Source organism: Sphingomonas sp. Leaf407 (assembly GCF_001425385.1).
Lineage (GTDB): Bacteria > Pseudomonadota > Alphaproteobacteria > Sphingomonadales > Sphingomonadaceae > Sphingomonas.
Genome location: NZ_LMQO01000001.1, coordinates 63,299 through 77,969, shown reverse-complemented (window position 1 = coordinate 77,969; position 14,671 = coordinate 63,299). Strand labels below are relative to the sequence as shown.

General features: G+C 68.2%; 13 protein-coding genes. 8 read left to right on the top strand and 5 right to left on the bottom strand.

Translation table 11 applies throughout. The features are described from left to right. The first annotated feature begins 131 nt into the window (after positions 1-131). From ispH to ASG37_RS00345, 7 genes are all read left to right on the top strand, one after another. Positions 132-1,085, top strand: coding sequence for a 4-hydroxy-3-methylbut-2-enyl diphosphate reductase (gene ispH, locus ASG37_RS00375; protein ID WP_055755310.1), 954 nt, complete (start codon positions 132-134; stop codon positions 1,083-1,085). Then, positions 1,085-2,038 (top strand): homoserine kinase, encoded by a 954-nt coding sequence (gene thrB / locus ASG37_RS00370; RefSeq protein WP_055755309.1) that lies wholly within the window; start codon positions 1,085-1,087, stop codon positions 2,036-2,038. Before ispH ends, thrB begins: the two co-directional genes overlap by 1 nt. Then, complete coding sequence (rnhA, locus tag ASG37_RS00365) at positions 2,035-2,490, top strand: ribonuclease HI (RefSeq protein WP_055755308.1); 456 nt, start codon at positions 2,035-2,037, stop codon at positions 2,488-2,490. The genes thrB and rnhA overlap by 4 nt, the downstream gene beginning before the upstream one ends. Beyond that, on the top strand, positions 2,487-3,701 hold the full coding sequence (locus ASG37_RS00360; RefSeq protein ID WP_162233437.1) for a VWA domain-containing protein: 1,215 nt from the start codon (positions 2,487-2,489) through the stop codon (positions 3,699-3,701). The genes rnhA and ASG37_RS00360 overlap by 4 nt, the downstream gene beginning before the upstream one ends. Continuing rightward, positions 3,698-4,363 (top strand): hypothetical protein, encoded by a 666-nt coding sequence (locus tag ASG37_RS00355; protein WP_055755306.1) that lies wholly within the window; start codon positions 3,698-3,700, stop codon positions 4,361-4,363. Before ASG37_RS00360 ends, ASG37_RS00355 begins: the two co-directional genes overlap by 4 nt. A gap of 223 nt (positions 4,364-4,586) precedes the next feature. After that, complete coding sequence (locus ASG37_RS00350) at positions 4,587-6,398, top strand: M2 family metallopeptidase (RefSeq protein WP_055757129.1); 1,812 nt, start codon at positions 4,587-4,589, stop codon at positions 6,396-6,398. Between the two features lie 324 nt (positions 6,399-6,722). After that, positions 6,723-7,316, top strand: a complete 594-nt coding sequence (locus ASG37_RS00345; RefSeq protein ID WP_055755305.1) for a TetR/AcrR family transcriptional regulator — start codon at positions 6,723-6,725, stop codon at positions 7,314-7,316. Positions 7,317-7,424: 108 nt separating this feature from the next. On the opposite strand, the gene ASG37_RS00340 is transcribed toward ASG37_RS00345, so the two are convergent. Continuing rightward, positions 7,425-8,561, bottom strand: a complete 1,137-nt coding sequence (locus ASG37_RS00340) for an alpha/beta hydrolase (protein ID WP_235525086.1) — start codon at positions 8,559-8,561, stop codon at positions 7,425-7,427. Here ASG37_RS00340 and ASG37_RS00335 point away from each other — a divergent pair. After that, positions 8,458-9,345 carry a LysR family transcriptional regulator gene (locus ASG37_RS00335; RefSeq protein ID WP_055755303.1) on the top strand — a complete coding sequence of 296 codons (888 nt, stop codon included), beginning with the start codon at positions 8,458-8,460 and terminating at the stop codon, positions 9,343-9,345. The genes ASG37_RS00340 and ASG37_RS00335 overlap by 104 nt on opposite strands. Before the next feature lie 94 nt (positions 9,346-9,439). Here ASG37_RS00335 and ASG37_RS00330 read toward each other — a convergent pair whose 3' ends face one another. From ASG37_RS00330 to ASG37_RS00315, 4 genes are all read right to left on the bottom strand, one after another. Beyond that, entirely contained in the window at positions 9,440-10,864 is a 1,425-nt protein-coding gene (locus ASG37_RS00330; protein ID WP_055755302.1) for an efflux transporter outer membrane subunit, read from the bottom strand. After that, positions 10,864-12,429 (bottom strand): MDR family MFS transporter, encoded by a 1,566-nt coding sequence (locus tag ASG37_RS00325; protein ID WP_055755301.1) that lies wholly within the window; start codon positions 12,427-12,429, stop codon positions 10,864-10,866. Before ASG37_RS00325 ends, ASG37_RS00330 begins: the two co-directional genes overlap by 1 nt. A gap of 1 nt (position 12,430) precedes the next feature. Beyond that, positions 12,431-13,576: an HlyD family secretion protein gene (locus tag ASG37_RS00320; protein ID WP_055757127.1), complete on the bottom strand. Its 1,146-nt coding sequence runs from the start codon at positions 13,574-13,576 to the stop codon at positions 12,431-12,433. A gap of 336 nt (positions 13,577-13,912) precedes the next feature. Beyond that, positions 13,913-14,572, bottom strand: a complete 660-nt coding sequence (locus ASG37_RS00315) for a DUF1013 domain-containing protein (RefSeq protein ID WP_055757125.1) — start codon at positions 14,570-14,572, stop codon at positions 13,913-13,915. Between the last annotated feature and the right edge of the window lie 99 nt (positions 14,573-14,671).

The window sequence follows — 14,671 nt, the reverse complement described above, 5'->3', positions numbered from 1 at the left end:
TGACAGGCCCGCTTCATAGGAACCGGCTTTCGCGCGTGCAAGCAATCGCGTGTTTTGGGACGGCACCGGCCCGCTCGCCCCGGCCCGCCACGACTTGGCGTGCCACCAAACAAGCTGTAAGCGCTGGAGCCATGACCGAACCCACCCGCCCCGTCATCGAACTCCTGATCGCGGCCCCGCGCGGTTTCTGCGCCGGCGTCGATCGCGCCATCCAGATCGTCGAACTGGCGATCCAGAAGCACGGCGCGCCGGTCTATGTCCGGCACGAGATCGTCCACAACAAGTTCGTCGTCGATTCGCTGCGCGCCAAGGGCGCGGTGTTCGTCGAGGAGCTGGATCAGGTGCCCGATGGCGTGCCGGTCGTCTTCTCGGCGCATGGCGTGCCCAAGTCGGTGCCCGCCGCGGCGAGTCAGCGCGGGCTAGAGTATCTCGACGCCACCTGCCCGCTGGTGTCGAAGGTCCACCGGCAAGCCGAACGGCTGGTCGCGTCGGGCCGCCACATCCTGTTCGTCGGCCATGCCGGCCACCCGGAAGTGATCGGCACGTTCGGGCAGGTCCCCGAAGGCCAGATGACGCTGATCGAAACGGTCGAGGATGTCGCCACGCTGACCCCGGCCGATCCCGACAACCTCGCCTTCCTGACGCAGACGACGCTGTCGGTCGACGACACCCGCGCGATCGTGGAGGCTACGATCGCGCGCTTCCCGAGCATCGTCGCGCCCAAGGCCGACGACATCTGCTACGCCACCTCCAACCGGCAGGCGGCGGTCAAGGCGATCGCCCAGAGCTGCGACATGATGCTGGTGATCGGCGCGCCCAATTCGTCCAACTCGGTCCGGCTGGTCGAGGTGGCCGAACGCGAGGGCATCCGTGCCCGGCTGATCCAGCGCGCGGCCGAACTCGACTTCGCGTGGCTCGACGGCGTCGGCACGCTTGGGCTCACCGCCGGTGCGTCGGCGCCCGAGGTGCTGGTGCGCGAAGTGGTCGACCGGATCGCCGAGCGCTATGACGTCACCGAGCGCGAGGTCGAGATGACACGCGAGACGATCGCGTTCAAACTGCCGCGTGGCCTCGAAGCCGCCTGATGGCCGTCTATACGCAGGTGTCGGCGGAGGCGCTCGGCCGCTTCCTGGCGGGCTATGACCATGGCGAGCTGGTATCGGCCAAGGGCATTGCCGAGGGGGTGGAGAACAGCAACTATCTGGTCGATACCACGACCGGACGCTTCATCCTGACGCTGTACGAAAAGCGGGTCGACCTCGCCGACCTGCCGTTCTTCTTCGCGATGACCGACGCGCTGGCCGATGCCGGCAATCCGGTGCCGCGCGCGCTGCCCGATCGCGCGGGACAGGTGATCCAGACGCTGGAGGGTCGCCCGGCCTGCCTGATCGAATTCCTGTCCGGCGTCTCGCTCAGCCATCCGACGCCCGGACAGGCGCATGCGGCGGGCGCGGCGCTGGGCGCGCTGCACGCGGGCCTGACCGATTTCGCACCGGTGCGGACCAATTCGATGGGGGTGGCGGCATGGCCCGGGCTGTACGCCGACTGCGCCGAGCAGCTCGATACTATCCAGCCGGGGCTGCGCCGGCGGGTCGGGGATGCGCTGGACGCGGTGATCGCGGCATGGCCGGGCGAACTGCCGACCGGGGCGATCCATGCCGACCTGTTCCCCGACAATGTGCTGATGCTCGGCGACCGGATCACGGGGCTGATCGACTTCTATTTCGCCTGTACCGACATCCGCGCCTATGACGTGGCGATCACCCATTCGGCGTGGAGCTTCGATGCGGCCGGAGCGCCGATCGACCCGGCGGTCGGGCGGGCGCTGCTGGCGGGTTATGCGACGCGCGCCGCCCTGTCGGATGCGGAGGTCGCCGCGCTGCCGCTGCTGGCGCGGGGGGCCTGTCTGCGTTTCCTGCTGACCCGCGCATGGGACTGGATCAACACGCCGCCCGATGCGCTGGTGACGCGCAAGGACCCGCTGGCCTATCTGCGCCGGCTGGAATGGTATGAAGCCAACCCACGGGCCTTTGCATGAGCGAAACCGCCGAACTCCCCCGCGTCGAGATCGCGACCGATGGCGCGTGCAAAGGCAATCCGGGTCCCGGCGGCTGGGGCGCGGTGCTGCGTGCCGCCGACGGGCGCGAGCGCGAATTGTCGGGGGGGGAGTCGGTCACGACCAACAACCGCATGGAGTTGATGGCGGCGATCGAGGGGCTGAACGCGCTGAAACGCCCGTGCCGGGTGATCCTGTCGACCGACAGCCGCTATGTGATGGACGGCCTGACCAAGTGGATCAAGGGCTGGCAGAAGAACGGCTGGAAGACCGCCGCAAAGCAGCCGGTCAAGAACGCCGAGCTGTGGCAGGCGCTGCTCGCCGCCGCCAAGCCGCATCGCATCGAATGGACGTGGGTGAAGGGCCATGCCGGCCACCCCGACAACGAGCGCGCCGACAAGCTGGCGAGCGACGCGGCGGTGGCACAGCGATGACCCGCGCGATGGTGCCCGGCGAGCGCGCGCCCATCGCCGCGCTGACGGCGAAGCGGACGATCGAGATCGTCGTCGAGCATAGCCCAAGCGACATCGACATCGCCGCCTTCGGTCTTGGCGCCGATGGCCGGATCGGCGACGACCGCTATGTCGTGCTGTTCAGCAACCGCCGCAGTCCCGAGGGCGCGATCGGAATTGATCCGCAAGCCGGGCGGAGCGTGCTGACGATCGCGCTCGACGCACTGCCGGCGTCGATCGCCCGGATCGCGATCACCGCCGCGCATGATACGCTGGCGCTCGGTCGTGCGCGACTGTCGGCACGGGTCGCCGATGCGGTGACGATCGAGGCGACCGGCCTCAGCGACGAGCGCGCGGTGACGCTGCTCGACCTGTATCGCCACGGTAGCGACTGGCGCGTGGCGGCGGTGGTGCAGGGGTTCGCCGAGGGGCTGGCGGCGCTGGTGCGGCATCTGGGCGGCGAGGTGGCGGAGGATGCGCCGCCGCCTGCCCTGCCGGTATCACTGTCGAAGGTCGACCTGCGCAAGCAGCAGGTCGGCGTCACGCTCGCCAAGCTCGGCATCGACGGCGTGCGCGCCGAGGTGTTGCTGGTGATCGACGCCAGCGGATCGATGGCGCGGCTGTTCGCCGATGGCACGGTGCAGGAAACGGTCGAGCGGATCGTGCCGGTGGCGCTGCGGCTGGACGACGACGGCAGGCTCGATACGTGGTTCTATGCCGCCAAATGCCGGCAGGTCGATCCGCTGGATGCCGGCAACGTCGAGGGCTTCGTCGCGCGCACCCTGCCCTATCCCGGTGCGAAGGTCGCCGGCGGTCCGGGGATCGGCGCGGGCAACAACGAACCTTTGGTGATGGAGGCGATCCTCGCCCGCGAACCGGCGCGGCGGACGCAGCCGCTGCTGATCCTGTTCCTGACCGACGGCGGCATTTCAGGGTCCAAGTCCGAGGCGATCAAGGACCTGCTGCGCCGGACATCGGACCGGGCGATCTTCTGGCAATATGTCGGGATCGGCCGCGCGGGCTATGGCATATTGCGCGATCTCGACACGATCGACGGGCGGCTGGTTGATAATGCCGGCTTCTTCGCGGTCGATGATCTGGCGCAGATAGGTGACGAGGAACTGTACCAGCGGCTGCTGGGCGAGTTTCCGGCATGGTTGAAAGCGGCGCGTGCCGCAGGAGTATTGGCATGATCCCGCGCATCCTGATCGATACCGCGAAGGTGCCGGGCGACGGTGTCGAACTGCGGCTGGTGCAGCGTGGCGACGACTTCATGATCGTGCTCGACCGCAACGAGTTGATGAGCAGCCGCATGTCGGCGTCGGAGGAGGCGCTGGCCGATCTGGGCTGCGCGCATCTTCCGCAGAGCAAGCGCGCGCGGGTGCTGATCGGCGGCCTCGGCATGGGGTTCACGCTGCGCCGCGCGCTCGCCATCCTGCCGGCCGATGCCGAGATCGTCGTCGCCGAACTGGTGCCCGAGATCGTGACATGGGCGCGCGGGCCGCTGGCGCACATCTTCGACGGGTGCCTCGACGATCCGCGGGTGTCGATCGTGCTGGGCGACGTGGCACTGGGCATCGGCAACGGCGGGTGGGATGCGATCCTGCTCGACGTCGACAACGGCCCCGACGGCCTGACCCATGCCGGCAACGACAAGCTGTATTCGGAACGGGGGCTGCGCATCGCGCGGGCAGGGTTGCGTGCCGGCGGGGTGCTGGCGATCTGGTCGGCCTATGCCGATGCGGCGTTCACGAAGCGGCTGAAGGATTGCGGCTACGCGGTCGACGAGCAGGTCGTGCGGGCGCGGGGAACGAAGGGCGCGCGGCACGTCATCTGGCTGGCGGCGCGGCGGTAGGTCCGAATTGCTCCCCTCCCTGACAAGGGAGGGGCAGGGGTGGGGTCGCCCGTGAGGGGAGGTACGCTTTCCATAACCGGCCAACCCACCCCCGACCCCTCCCTGTCAGGGAGGGGAGAAGCGCGACATCTCCTTGATGGCCCATCCAGCCCTTGACGGCCGCGTCCGCGCGGGAGCAGTTTCACGCGATACTTCTCCGTTCCGAGGACCTGTCGCCTTGACCCTGCGTACCGCCGTTTCCGCCATCGCCCTGACGCTCGCCACCCCGGCACTGGCGCAGCAGGCCCCCGCCACGCCACCGACTGCGGCCGATGCTGACCGGTTCGTTGCCTCCACCGAAAAGGCGATGTTCGACTATTCGATCGATGCCCAGCGGATCGCATGGGTCAACGCGACCTATATCACCGACGATACCGATGCGCTGGCGGCCCGATCGGGGGCGATCGGCACCGAGATGGCGGTGAAATATGCGCTGGAGTCGGCGCGCTATGCCGGCATCCGGGGGTTGTCCCCCGACACCGCGCGCAAGATCGGCATCCTGCGCTCGGCGATCGTGCTGCCCGCCCCCACCACGCCGGGGGCGGCGACCGAACTGGCGAACATCTCGACAAAACTGTCGTCGGCGTACGGCAAGGGCAAGGGGACGCTGGGCGGCCAGCCGATCAACGGATCGGACATCGAGGCGGCGATGGGCACCACCCGCGATCCGGCGAAGTTACAGGAGATGTGGGTAAGCTGGCACGACAATGTCGGCGCGCCGATGCGCAAGGACTATCAGCGGCTGGTCACCATCGCCAATGCCGGATCGAAGGAACTGGGGTTCAGGGATACCGGGGCGATGTGGCGGTCGGGATACGACATGCCCGCCGACGATTTCGCCAAGCTGACCGACCAGTTGTGGAAGGAAGTCGAGCCGCTCTACCAGTCGCTCCACACCTATGTCCGGTGGAAACTGAACGAGAAATACGGCGACGGGGTGCAGGGCAGGACCGGGCCGATCCGCGCCGACCTGCTCGGCAATATGTGGGCGCAGGAATGGGGTGGCATCTACGACATCGTCGCCCCCGCCGGATCAGGCGACCTGGGCTATGAGATCGGCGATCTGCTCAAGGCCAAGAACTACGACCCGGTGAAAATGGTACGGACCGGTGAGGGCTTCTATTCCTCGCTGGGCTTCCAGCCGTTGCCGCAGACCTTCTGGGAGCGGTCGCAGATCGTGAAGCCGGCCGACCGCGAGGTGATCTGCCACGCATCGGCATGGGACATCGACAACAAGGACGATATTCGCATCAAGATGTGTACGAAGATCAATTCGGATGACTTCGTGACGATCCACCATGAGCTGGGCCACAATTACTATCAGCGCGCGTACAAGAACCAGCCGTATCTCTACCTGAACGGTGCGAACGACGGATTCCACGAGGCGATCGGCGATTTCGTCGCGCTGTCGATCACGCCCGATTATCTGGTGAGCATCGGCCTGCTCGACCGGGCGAAGGTGCCGGGGCCGGACAAGGACATCGGCCTGCTGCTGCGGCAGGCGATGGACAAGGTCGCGTTCCTGCCCTTCGGCCTGTTGATGGACAAGTGGCGCTGGGGCGTGTTCTCGGGCGAGATCGCGCCGGGTGATTACCAGAAGGCGTGGGATGCGCTGCGGTTGGAATATCAGGGGATCAAGGCGCCGGTGGCGCGTGACGCGAGCAAATTCGATCCGGGGGCAAAGTACCACATCCCGGCGTCGACGCCGTACATGCGCTATTTCCTCGCGCGGATCCTCCAGTTCCAGTTCTACAAGGCGGCGTGCGATCAGGCCGGGTGGAAGGGGCCGCTCCACCGCTGTTCCTTCTATGGCGATAAGCAGGTGGGCCAGCGGCTGAACGCGATGCTGGAGATGGGCGCGTCGAAGCCGTGGCCCGATGCGTTGCAGGCGTTCACCGGCACCCGGGCGATGTCGGGCAAGGCGATGGTCGAATATTTCGCGCCGCTCAAGAAGTGGCTCGACGAGCAGAACCGGGGCAAGCCGACGGGGTGGTAAGACGCGCCGGGCAAGGTGCAGCGAAAGCTGCACCGAGCCACAAGGCGCGTCCGGCCGGCGGCGCACCCAGCGCCGACCGACGGCATGGGCTTTGCCCATGACGCGCCAAAGTTTACAAAGTTTACACTAACGACGCATGGCATTGCGAATGCTTCTCAACGCGCAACGCCATGGCCGCGCATCGCGGCGAGTGTTTTTCGGACAAACGGACGGTAGAAGGAGCGGGGCCGGTCGGGCCACCGGCGATCCTGCCATGGTGCCGCCGCTGTAGGACAGCCACCATGCGGGGTTTCGCGTTCGGTTTCGATTCCCTACCCAGCGGCGATGGTGACGAACGAAACGAATGATCCGGCGGCACGCCCCCTGCGCAGCGACGCGGCGATGCGGCGCGAGGCGTTGATCGAGGCGGCGGCGGTGTGTTTCCGCGAGGACGGCTATCGCGTGCCGTTCGAGGCGGTGGCGGCGCGCGCCGGGGTGGGGCGCGGCACGCTGTACCGCAACTTCAAGGATCGCGAGGCGCTGGCGCTCGCCATCTTCTCGCGCGAGGTCGACCGGATGGCGGCGGCGATCGATCCGGCGGTGCCATTCGACGCGACGTTCGAGCGGATTCTGTGCGAAGGCACGCCCACGCTGACGCTGTTCGGGCGGATTTCGGCCGAACTGCTGGCCGATGGCGAGAACCGCGCAGCGTTCCTGGCGCTGGGCGACCGAATGGAGGCGGTACTGGGGCCGGTGCTGGCGGCGGCGCAAGGGCGCGGCGAAGTGGCGGAGGGCGTGACCCCGCGCGACGTGGTGCTGGCGCTCAGGATGGTCGGCGGGTTGCTGCGGTCGTTCTTCACGCCAGAGGAGGTCGCTGAGACGATCGGCGCGGCGGCGCGGCTGCTGCTGGGGGGGATGCGGCCGCGGCCTGGCCGGTGATCGCCGTTTCGCATTATGCGCGGCGCCGAATTGGGAACGGCGTTCGCATCAACCGATAGCAGACGGGAAACGCGCCACGCATGACCCATGCGCGGCGCGTCTCGCTGCCTACTTCGCCAGCGCCGTGGTGATGGCTTGATCGAGAAACGCCGCCGCGTTTGCGATTGCCGCCTGCCCTTCGGTCAGTTCGGCATGGAACATGTGCCAGACGTGGAACATGCCCGGCCATATTTCCAGCGAGACGCGGACGCGGTTCTCGCCCAGATGCGCCGCGAGGCGGATGGCGTCGCTCAGCATCAGTTCGCTTTCGCCGATCTGTACGATGATGGGTGGCAGGCCACGGACATCGGCGAAGACCGGCGATGCCTCCGGGCTGTTCGGCAGCGCGTCGCCCAGGAAGGTCCGGGCCATCAGGTCAAGGCCGGCCTTGGTGTTCAGCCGGTCCAGTCCCTCGCGATTGAACATCGACGCGCCGGTGTGTTCAAGGTTCGCCCAGGGCGAGAGCGCCGCCCCGCCCGCCGGGAGCGGTACGCCGGCGTTGCGCGCCATGACCATGACCGAAACCACCATCGCCCCGCCCGCCGAATCGCCCGCGAACGTTACCGATTCGGGATTCTGTCCCTGGTCGATCAGCCAACGATAGGCCGCGAACGTATCCTCGATCGGAACGGGAAATGCGTGTTCCGGCGCCAGTCGGTAATCCGGCAGGTAGACGCGCGCCTTCATCGCCGTTGCGAAGGCAGCCGCCAGCCCGTGATAGCCACCCGGCCCGCCGACGATGTACGCGCCGCCGTGGATGTAGAAGAGCACGCGGTCGCCCTGAACATCCTTGGGCGTGACAAGCGTCGCGGGGACGCCGCCCATGTTGACCTGTTCGATGCGCACGTCGGCGGATGTCGGATGCTCGGCCATCTTGCGGACGTAGGATTCGCGGATTTCATCGATCGTCACAGCGGTATTCTCGCCGAGGATGACGGGGCCGAGGTCCTGCAGGCTTTCGGCCCATTGGTTGAGGCGGTGCGTCACGGTGTCGTTGAAAGCCATGGTAGTTGATCCTGATGCCGTTAATCTGTTCAGATCATCAATATAGGCGATTGATTGGCGAGCGGGCGTCGACACTGCGGAGGAACGGGAGCGTCTCATGGCACCGGGGAATATCAACGACATCGTCGCCTTTGTGGCGGCGGCCGAAGCGGGCAGCTTCGTAGGGGCCGCACGCGCGCGATCGATGACGCGGTCCGGCATCGCCAAGAGCGTGGCGCGGCTGGAGGATCGGCTGGGCGTCCGGCTGTTCCACCGTACGACGCGCAGCCTCGGGCTGACCGACGACGGCCGCGTCTTCCTCGATCGCTGCACGCAAATCCTCGCCGATCTCGACGAAGCGGAATCATCGATGTCGGATGGCGGCGGGCAGCCCCAGGGTCTGTTTCGGATGACCGCGCCGATGACGTTCGGTCGACTCATGGTCCTGCCGCTGCTCAACGACTTTCTTGCGTCGTGGCCGAGGCTCAAGGCGGACGTGAGCTTTACGGACCGGGTCAGCGACATCATCGAGGACGGTATCGATCTTGCCATCCGCATCGGCGAAACCCGCGAAAATACCAGCCTCATCGCCAGAACCCTGACCCATCAGCATGACCTGGTCGTCGCGAGCCCGGCCTATCTGTCGGCCAATCCGGCACTACGGCATCCCGACGATCTGATGGGCCACCATTGCCTGAACTATGTGAGCGCCGGCAGGAAGCGGGCCTGGCGTTTCGCGATCGAGGGCAGGACCGTGGCAGTAAGGCCGCGATCCCGGCTTTCGCTCGACAGCGGCGAGGCGTTGCGCGACGCGGCCGTCGCGGGGGCGGGGCTGGCGTTCCTGCCCAGTTACGTCGTCGATCGCGATCTGGCCGATGGCCGGCTGATCGCATTATTATCGGACTATGCCGCACCCCCGGTGCCGATCAGCGCGATCTATCCCAGTCGTCGCCACCTTGCCCCGAAAGTCCGGCGCTTCATCGATCTGCTGGCGCAGAATATATGACGTCCGGCATCCCGCTGCCCGCCCGTACCGGCGGTCCCCGACCTCCATCACCTGGCGGGCATCGTCGCGGCGTTACGGCCGGCCGGACGCCCCCTCACTCGCCCTCGCGCCACCCCAATCCCAGCGCCTTGTTCACCGCGATGTAGCTGCCGGTCAGCGCGGCGCGGGCCTGCGATACGGCGATTTGCGCGGAGAGGCGCTGGCGTTCGAGGTCGAGCTGGTCGATCAGCGTCGCGGTGCCGGCCGCTACCCGCTGGCGGTTGAGCGTCGCGGCGCGGGTGGCGGTGGCCTCCGCCTGTGTCAGCCGGCCGAGCTGGGCGCGGGCGTTGCCGAAGCGCGACAGCGCGGTTTCGGATTCCTGCAACGCTTCGAGGACGGTCTGGCGATAGGCGGCTTCGGCGCCGTCGCGCTGCGCCTCCGACGCGGCGGTGGCGGCGCGGGCGCGGCCGAAATCGAGGAACGACCAGTTGAGCGACGGCGCGGCGAGTGCCGCCAGATTCCCGAGATCGAACACGTCGCCGACCGAGGTGCCGCCCAAGCCCAGCAGCCCCATGAAGCGGATGCCGGGCAGTTCCTTCGCCTTGTTCACGCCGATCGCGGCGGTGCCGGCGGCAAGCTGGCGTTCGGCGGCGCGCACGTCGGGGCGCTGCGCGATCAGCGTGGCGGGGTTGCCGATCGGCACCTGCGCCGGGGGGAGCGGCACCGGCGCGGGGGCGGCGAGCACGGCGTCGAGCGCACCCGGTGTCCGCCCGGTCAGGATCGCGAGGAGTCCCAGTTGCTCGTCGCGCTGCGCGGCGAGCGGGATCGTCTGCGCGGTCGTGTTCTCCAACTGGCCCTGCGCGCGTTCGAGGTCGAGCCGCGAGGCGGTGCCGCGCTCGAAGCGCTGGCGCAGCAGCGCCAGTTGCTGGCGCTGCGCCTGGGCCGCGGCGTCGTTGAGCGTGATGCGGGCCTGTAGGTCACGCAGGCTGACATAGGCCTGCGCGACCTGTGCCGAGAGCGAGACCTGTGCGTCGGCGAGGTCGGCGGTGCGTGCGCCTACGGTCGCGCGGACCTGTTCGATGCCCCGCCGGCCGCCGCCGAACAGGTCGGCCTCCCATGAGGCGTTGAGGCCGGCGTTGTAGAACTGGAGCGATTCGCTGGAGGATGCCCCCTGCCCCTGCCCCAGATCGATGCCGGGCAGGCGCGCGCCGATCGCGGTGGCGTTGGCGCTGAGCGCCGGCAGGTTGGCGGTGCGTTGCTGGCGAAGCTGCGCCTCGGCCTCGCGGATGCGAGCGCTGGCCTGCGCCACGGTCGGGCTGTCGGCGAGCGCTTCGTCGATCAGGCGGGTGAGCAGCGGGTCGCTTAAAGACTCCCACCAGCGGGCGAGGCCGGGGGCGGGCGTGAACGCCGGATCGGTGGCGCGGACGAAGCTGCCGCGCGTCACCGCATCGCCGGCGGTCGCGGGCGGTCCTTCGTAGGATGGGCCGACGGTGCAGCCCGCGAGCAGGCCGGCGGTGACGAGGAGGAGGGAACGACGCATCAATGCACACTCGCCGCCGGGGCGCCCTGGGGTAACGGGCGGAGGAACAGGATCAGCGGCAGCGCGGCCAGCGTCACCATCCCCATCACCCAGAAAATATCGTTATAGGCCATGGTCAGCGCCTCGCCCTGAATCTGCTGGCCGAGCAGGCGCAGCCCCGCTTGCGGACTGCCGACGCTTTGGCCGAGGGTGGTCAGATAGTCCTGTACGCGCAGGCTGTTGGCACTGAGAGATTCTTCCAGCCGGCGCGAATGGAGCCAGACGCGCTGTTCCTGGAGGATCGAGATGCCGGCGAGCGCAAGGCTGCCGCCCAGATTGCGCGCCGCGCCGAACAGGCCCGACGCATCGCCGGCATCGGCGGCGGGGACCGAACGGATGACGGCCTGGCTGAGGAACAGCATGGCGAGGATCTGCCCGACACCGCGCAGCAACTGTGACACGGTGAACGCGCTGCCGGTCGACGCGGCGGTCAGGTTCGCGTCGAGCAGCGCCGCGCCGGCCATAATCGCGAGGCCGCCGCCGACCGCGATGCGGATGTCGATCCGCTTTAGCAGCACCGGCACGAGCATCATCAGCAACAGGCTGGGGATGCCCGACAGCAGCACGACCTTGCCCGATTGCAGCGCGTTGTAGCCGGCCAGCGTCGCGAGGAACTGCGGAATGACGTAGCTGGTGCCGTAGAGGACGACACCCAGGACCAGCCCCATGATCGCGACCGATCCGAACTGGCGGTCGAGCAGCAGTTTGAGCTTGATGATCGGCCGCCTGGCCGCTGTCTGTCCCCAGAACAGGAAGCCGATGCCGGTGACGGTGATGAGCGCCATCCAGCGGATCAGCGACGAATCGAACCATTGTTCGCGCTGCCCGTCCTCGAGAAACACGGTGAGGCCGCCCAGCCCCAGCGTCAGGCCGATGATGCCGCGCCAGTCGGCCTCGCGCAGCAGATGCCATTTGGCGGGTTCGTGGCGCAGCCCGACCAGCAGCAGCACGGCGAGGATCGCACAGACCGGCAGGTTGAGGAAAAAGGCATAGTGCCAACTGATATTCTCGGTCAGCCCGCCGCCGATCAGCGGCCCCAGCACCGGCCCCATGATCGCGGTCACGCCGAAGGCGGCGACGCCGACCGGCTGCTGCGCAGGCGGCAGGCGCTGGGCGATCACCGTCTGCGCGGTCGGGATCATCACCCCGCCGAAAAACCCCTGCCCCACCCGGCCGAGGATCATCACCACCAGCGTGGTGGCGACGCCGCAGACGACCGAAAAGGCGGTGAACAGCCCGGCGGCCATCAACAGGAAGGTGCGCAGGCCCAAGACACGCTGCAACCAGCCCGCCATCGGGATCGCGACGATCTCCGCGACCAGATAGGCGGTGGCGATCCATGTCCCCTCGGTGCCGCTCGCGCCGATCTCGCCCTGGATCGTCGGCAAGGCCGAATTGACGATCGAGATGTCGAGCGTCGCCATGAACGCGCCCAAGGTCCCCGCCGCTACCGCCAGCCATGCCGAAAGGTCGGCGCGCTGCGGCGGATCGGCGGCGGCGGTCATGGCCGGGGCGGCGACGGCCATGTTACTTGGCCACCGCCGCCGATTGCTGTTCGCGAATCCGCTCGAGGTCGCCCTTGGCCGAGCGGGTGTCGACCGTGACCGTCACCGACAGGCCGGGCACGAGCAGGCGGCGCGCGGCCGGTGTCGCCTGAATCGCGACGCGGACGGGCACGCGCTGGGTGATCTTGGTGAAGTTGCCGGTCGCGTTCTGCGGCGGCAGGATCGAGAATTGCGCACCGGTGCCCGGCGACAGGCTTTCGATCCGGCCGCGCAGTTCGACGCCGTCGAGCGCATCGACCTCGATCCGCACCGGCTGGCCCGGGCGCATCAGGGCGAGCTGCGTTTCCTTGAAATTGGCGGTGACGTAGAGCGCGTTGAGCGGCACGATCGACATGAGGCGGCTGCCGGCCTGCGCGTACTGGCCGGGGGTCACGGTGCGGTCGCCGATCCGACCGGCGACGGCGGCGGTGAGCAAGGTCGCATCCTCGTCGACCGAGGCGGCGGTGCGCTGGGCGCGGGCGGCCTGCTGCTGCGCCTGCCCTTGCGCGATCTGGCTACGGACCGAGGCGACGCGGCGTTGCTGGATGACCAGTGCCGCCGCCTGCGCGCGGACCTGATCGGCGGACTGGCGCGCGGCGAGTTCGAGCGTGGCGAGTTGCTGGCGCGTCTCCGCCCCGCTTTCGGCGAGCGGGCGGTAGCGGGCGACCTCGGCGGCGTCGTGCATCGCCTTGGCGCGCGCGGAGGCGAGTTGCGCCTGCGCCTGCGCGATCGCGGCGGATTGTTCGTTCAGTTGCGCGCGGGCGGCATCGGCCTGCGCGGTGGCGACGGCGATCTGCGCGTCGGCCTGCGCCGCCTGCGCATCGATCGTGCGGCGGTCGATGCGGACCAGCGGCTGGCCGGCGGCGACGTCCTGATTCTCGCGCACCAGCACCTGCGCGACATAGCCCGAGACGCGCGGCGACACCGTGACCATGTCCGCCTCGATCCGGGCGTCGTCGGTGCTTTCCATGAAGCGGCCGACGTTCTGGTAGTTCAGGAACCACGCGACTCCGCCGACGATCGCGGCGAGCAGCAGGACGATCAGGATGACCTTCGCCCGGCCACTCGGCCGCTTCGACGGCGATGGTGCGTCGTCGGGAACGATGGGGTCGGCGATCTGATCGGTCATGGGCGGCGGTCCGGGCGTGACGGCCGGCGCGGCCGTCATCGATGATGCGGCGCAACATAAGCGGACATCGTGTCCGGTTCAAGCACGATCGGCGGAAACGCGAACGGCCCGGTTGCCGTGGGGCAACCGAGCCGTCGGGGTCCGTTCTGAAAGCAAAGCCCGGTCGGTATTCCCTTCCCGACCGTCACCCCGGACATGTTCCGAGGTTCACCACGCCGCAAGCGTTGCCGCTGGTGCCTTGCGCCGCACCGATCGCCGCACCGTGGACCCCGGAACAAGTCCGGGGTGACGACGGGGAGTGGTTCGTCGGTGCAGGAAGCCCCGATCGGCCCCGGATCAGCGCTTGAACGGATCGATGAAGCCGCCGATCGTCGGCTGTTCGCCGCTGGCGGCCAGTTCGGCATCGCGGGCCGCTTGCGTCCGTTCGTTGCGGAGCTGTTCGATCAGCGCCTCGCGGTCGCCCTCCAGCCGGGTGTCGGTCGGGGCTTCGATGCCGGCGGCCTTCGCCGCCTTGCCGACCAGCGCGTCGAGTTCGCGCTGCGAACACAGGCCGAGCGTCACCGGGTCCTTCGGCGTGATGTTGGCGATGTTCCAGTGGGTGCGATCACGCAGCGCGGCGATGGTGGTGCGGGTGGTGCCGATCAGCTTGCCGATCGCGCCGTCGGTGATCTCCGGGTGGTTGCGGATGATCCATGCGATGCCATCGGGCTTGTCCTGCCGCTTGCTGACCGGCGTGTAGCGCGGGCCCTTGGTGCGGCGGACCTGATCGGGGCCCTTCATCATGACAAGGCGATAGTCGGGGTTCTTCTGTCCCTTCTCGATCTCGTCCATCGTCAGTTCGTGCGCGCGGACCGGATCGCGCCCGGTCAGCTTGGTCGCGGCGGTATCGTCGGCGATCGCCTGAACCTCGAGGACGTGTAGGCCGCAGAAGTCAGCGATCTGCGGAAAGGACAGCGCGGTATTGTCGACGAGCCAGGAAGCGGTCGCATGCGGCATCAGCGGCTGGGCCACGACGGGTCTCCGAAATAGAAAGGGCCGCCCAATCCGGGCGGCCACACTGGGTACGGACTTAGTGGCAAGGATACGAAAGGGCAA

Coding starts and splice junctions, on each gene's coding strand:
- ispH (WP_055755310.1), top strand. CDS start 132: ATGACCGAACCCACCCGCCCCGTCATCGAACTCCTGATCGCGGCCCCG.
- ASG37_RS00340 (WP_235525086.1), bottom strand. CDS start 8,561: ATGCCGGACCGCGTCATCGATCGCGCGCGTGCGGCCCCTACGAAGCTG.
- thrB (WP_055755309.1), top strand. CDS start 1,085: ATGGCCGTCTATACGCAGGTGTCGGCGGAGGCGCTCGGCCGCTTCCTG.
- ASG37_RS00330 (WP_055755302.1), bottom strand. CDS start 10,864: ATGCGTCGTTCCCTCCTCCTCGTCACCGCCGGCCTGCTCGCGGGCTGC.
- ASG37_RS00325 (WP_055755301.1), bottom strand. CDS start 12,429: ATGGCCGTCGCCGCCCCGGCCATGACCGCCGCCGCCGATCCGCCGCAG.
- ASG37_RS00335 (WP_055755303.1), top strand. CDS start 8,458: ATGGCACCGGGGAATATCAACGACATCGTCGCCTTTGTGGCGGCGGCC.
- ASG37_RS00320 (WP_055757127.1), bottom strand. CDS start 13,576: ATGACCGATCAGATCGCCGACCCCATCGTTCCCGACGACGCACCATCG.
- ASG37_RS00360 (WP_162233437.1), top strand. CDS start 2,487: ATGACCCGCGCGATGGTGCCCGGCGAGCGCGCGCCCATCGCCGCGCTG.
- ASG37_RS00345 (WP_055755305.1), top strand. CDS start 6,723: ATGGTGACGAACGAAACGAATGATCCGGCGGCACGCCCCCTGCGCAGC.
- ASG37_RS00355 (WP_055755306.1), top strand. CDS start 3,698: ATGATCCCGCGCATCCTGATCGATACCGCGAAGGTGCCGGGCGACGGT.
- ASG37_RS00315 (WP_055757125.1), bottom strand. CDS start 14,572: ATGCCGCATGCGACCGCTTCCTGGCTCGTCGACAATACCGCGCTGTCC.
- rnhA (WP_055755308.1), top strand. CDS start 2,035: ATGAGCGAAACCGCCGAACTCCCCCGCGTCGAGATCGCGACCGATGGC.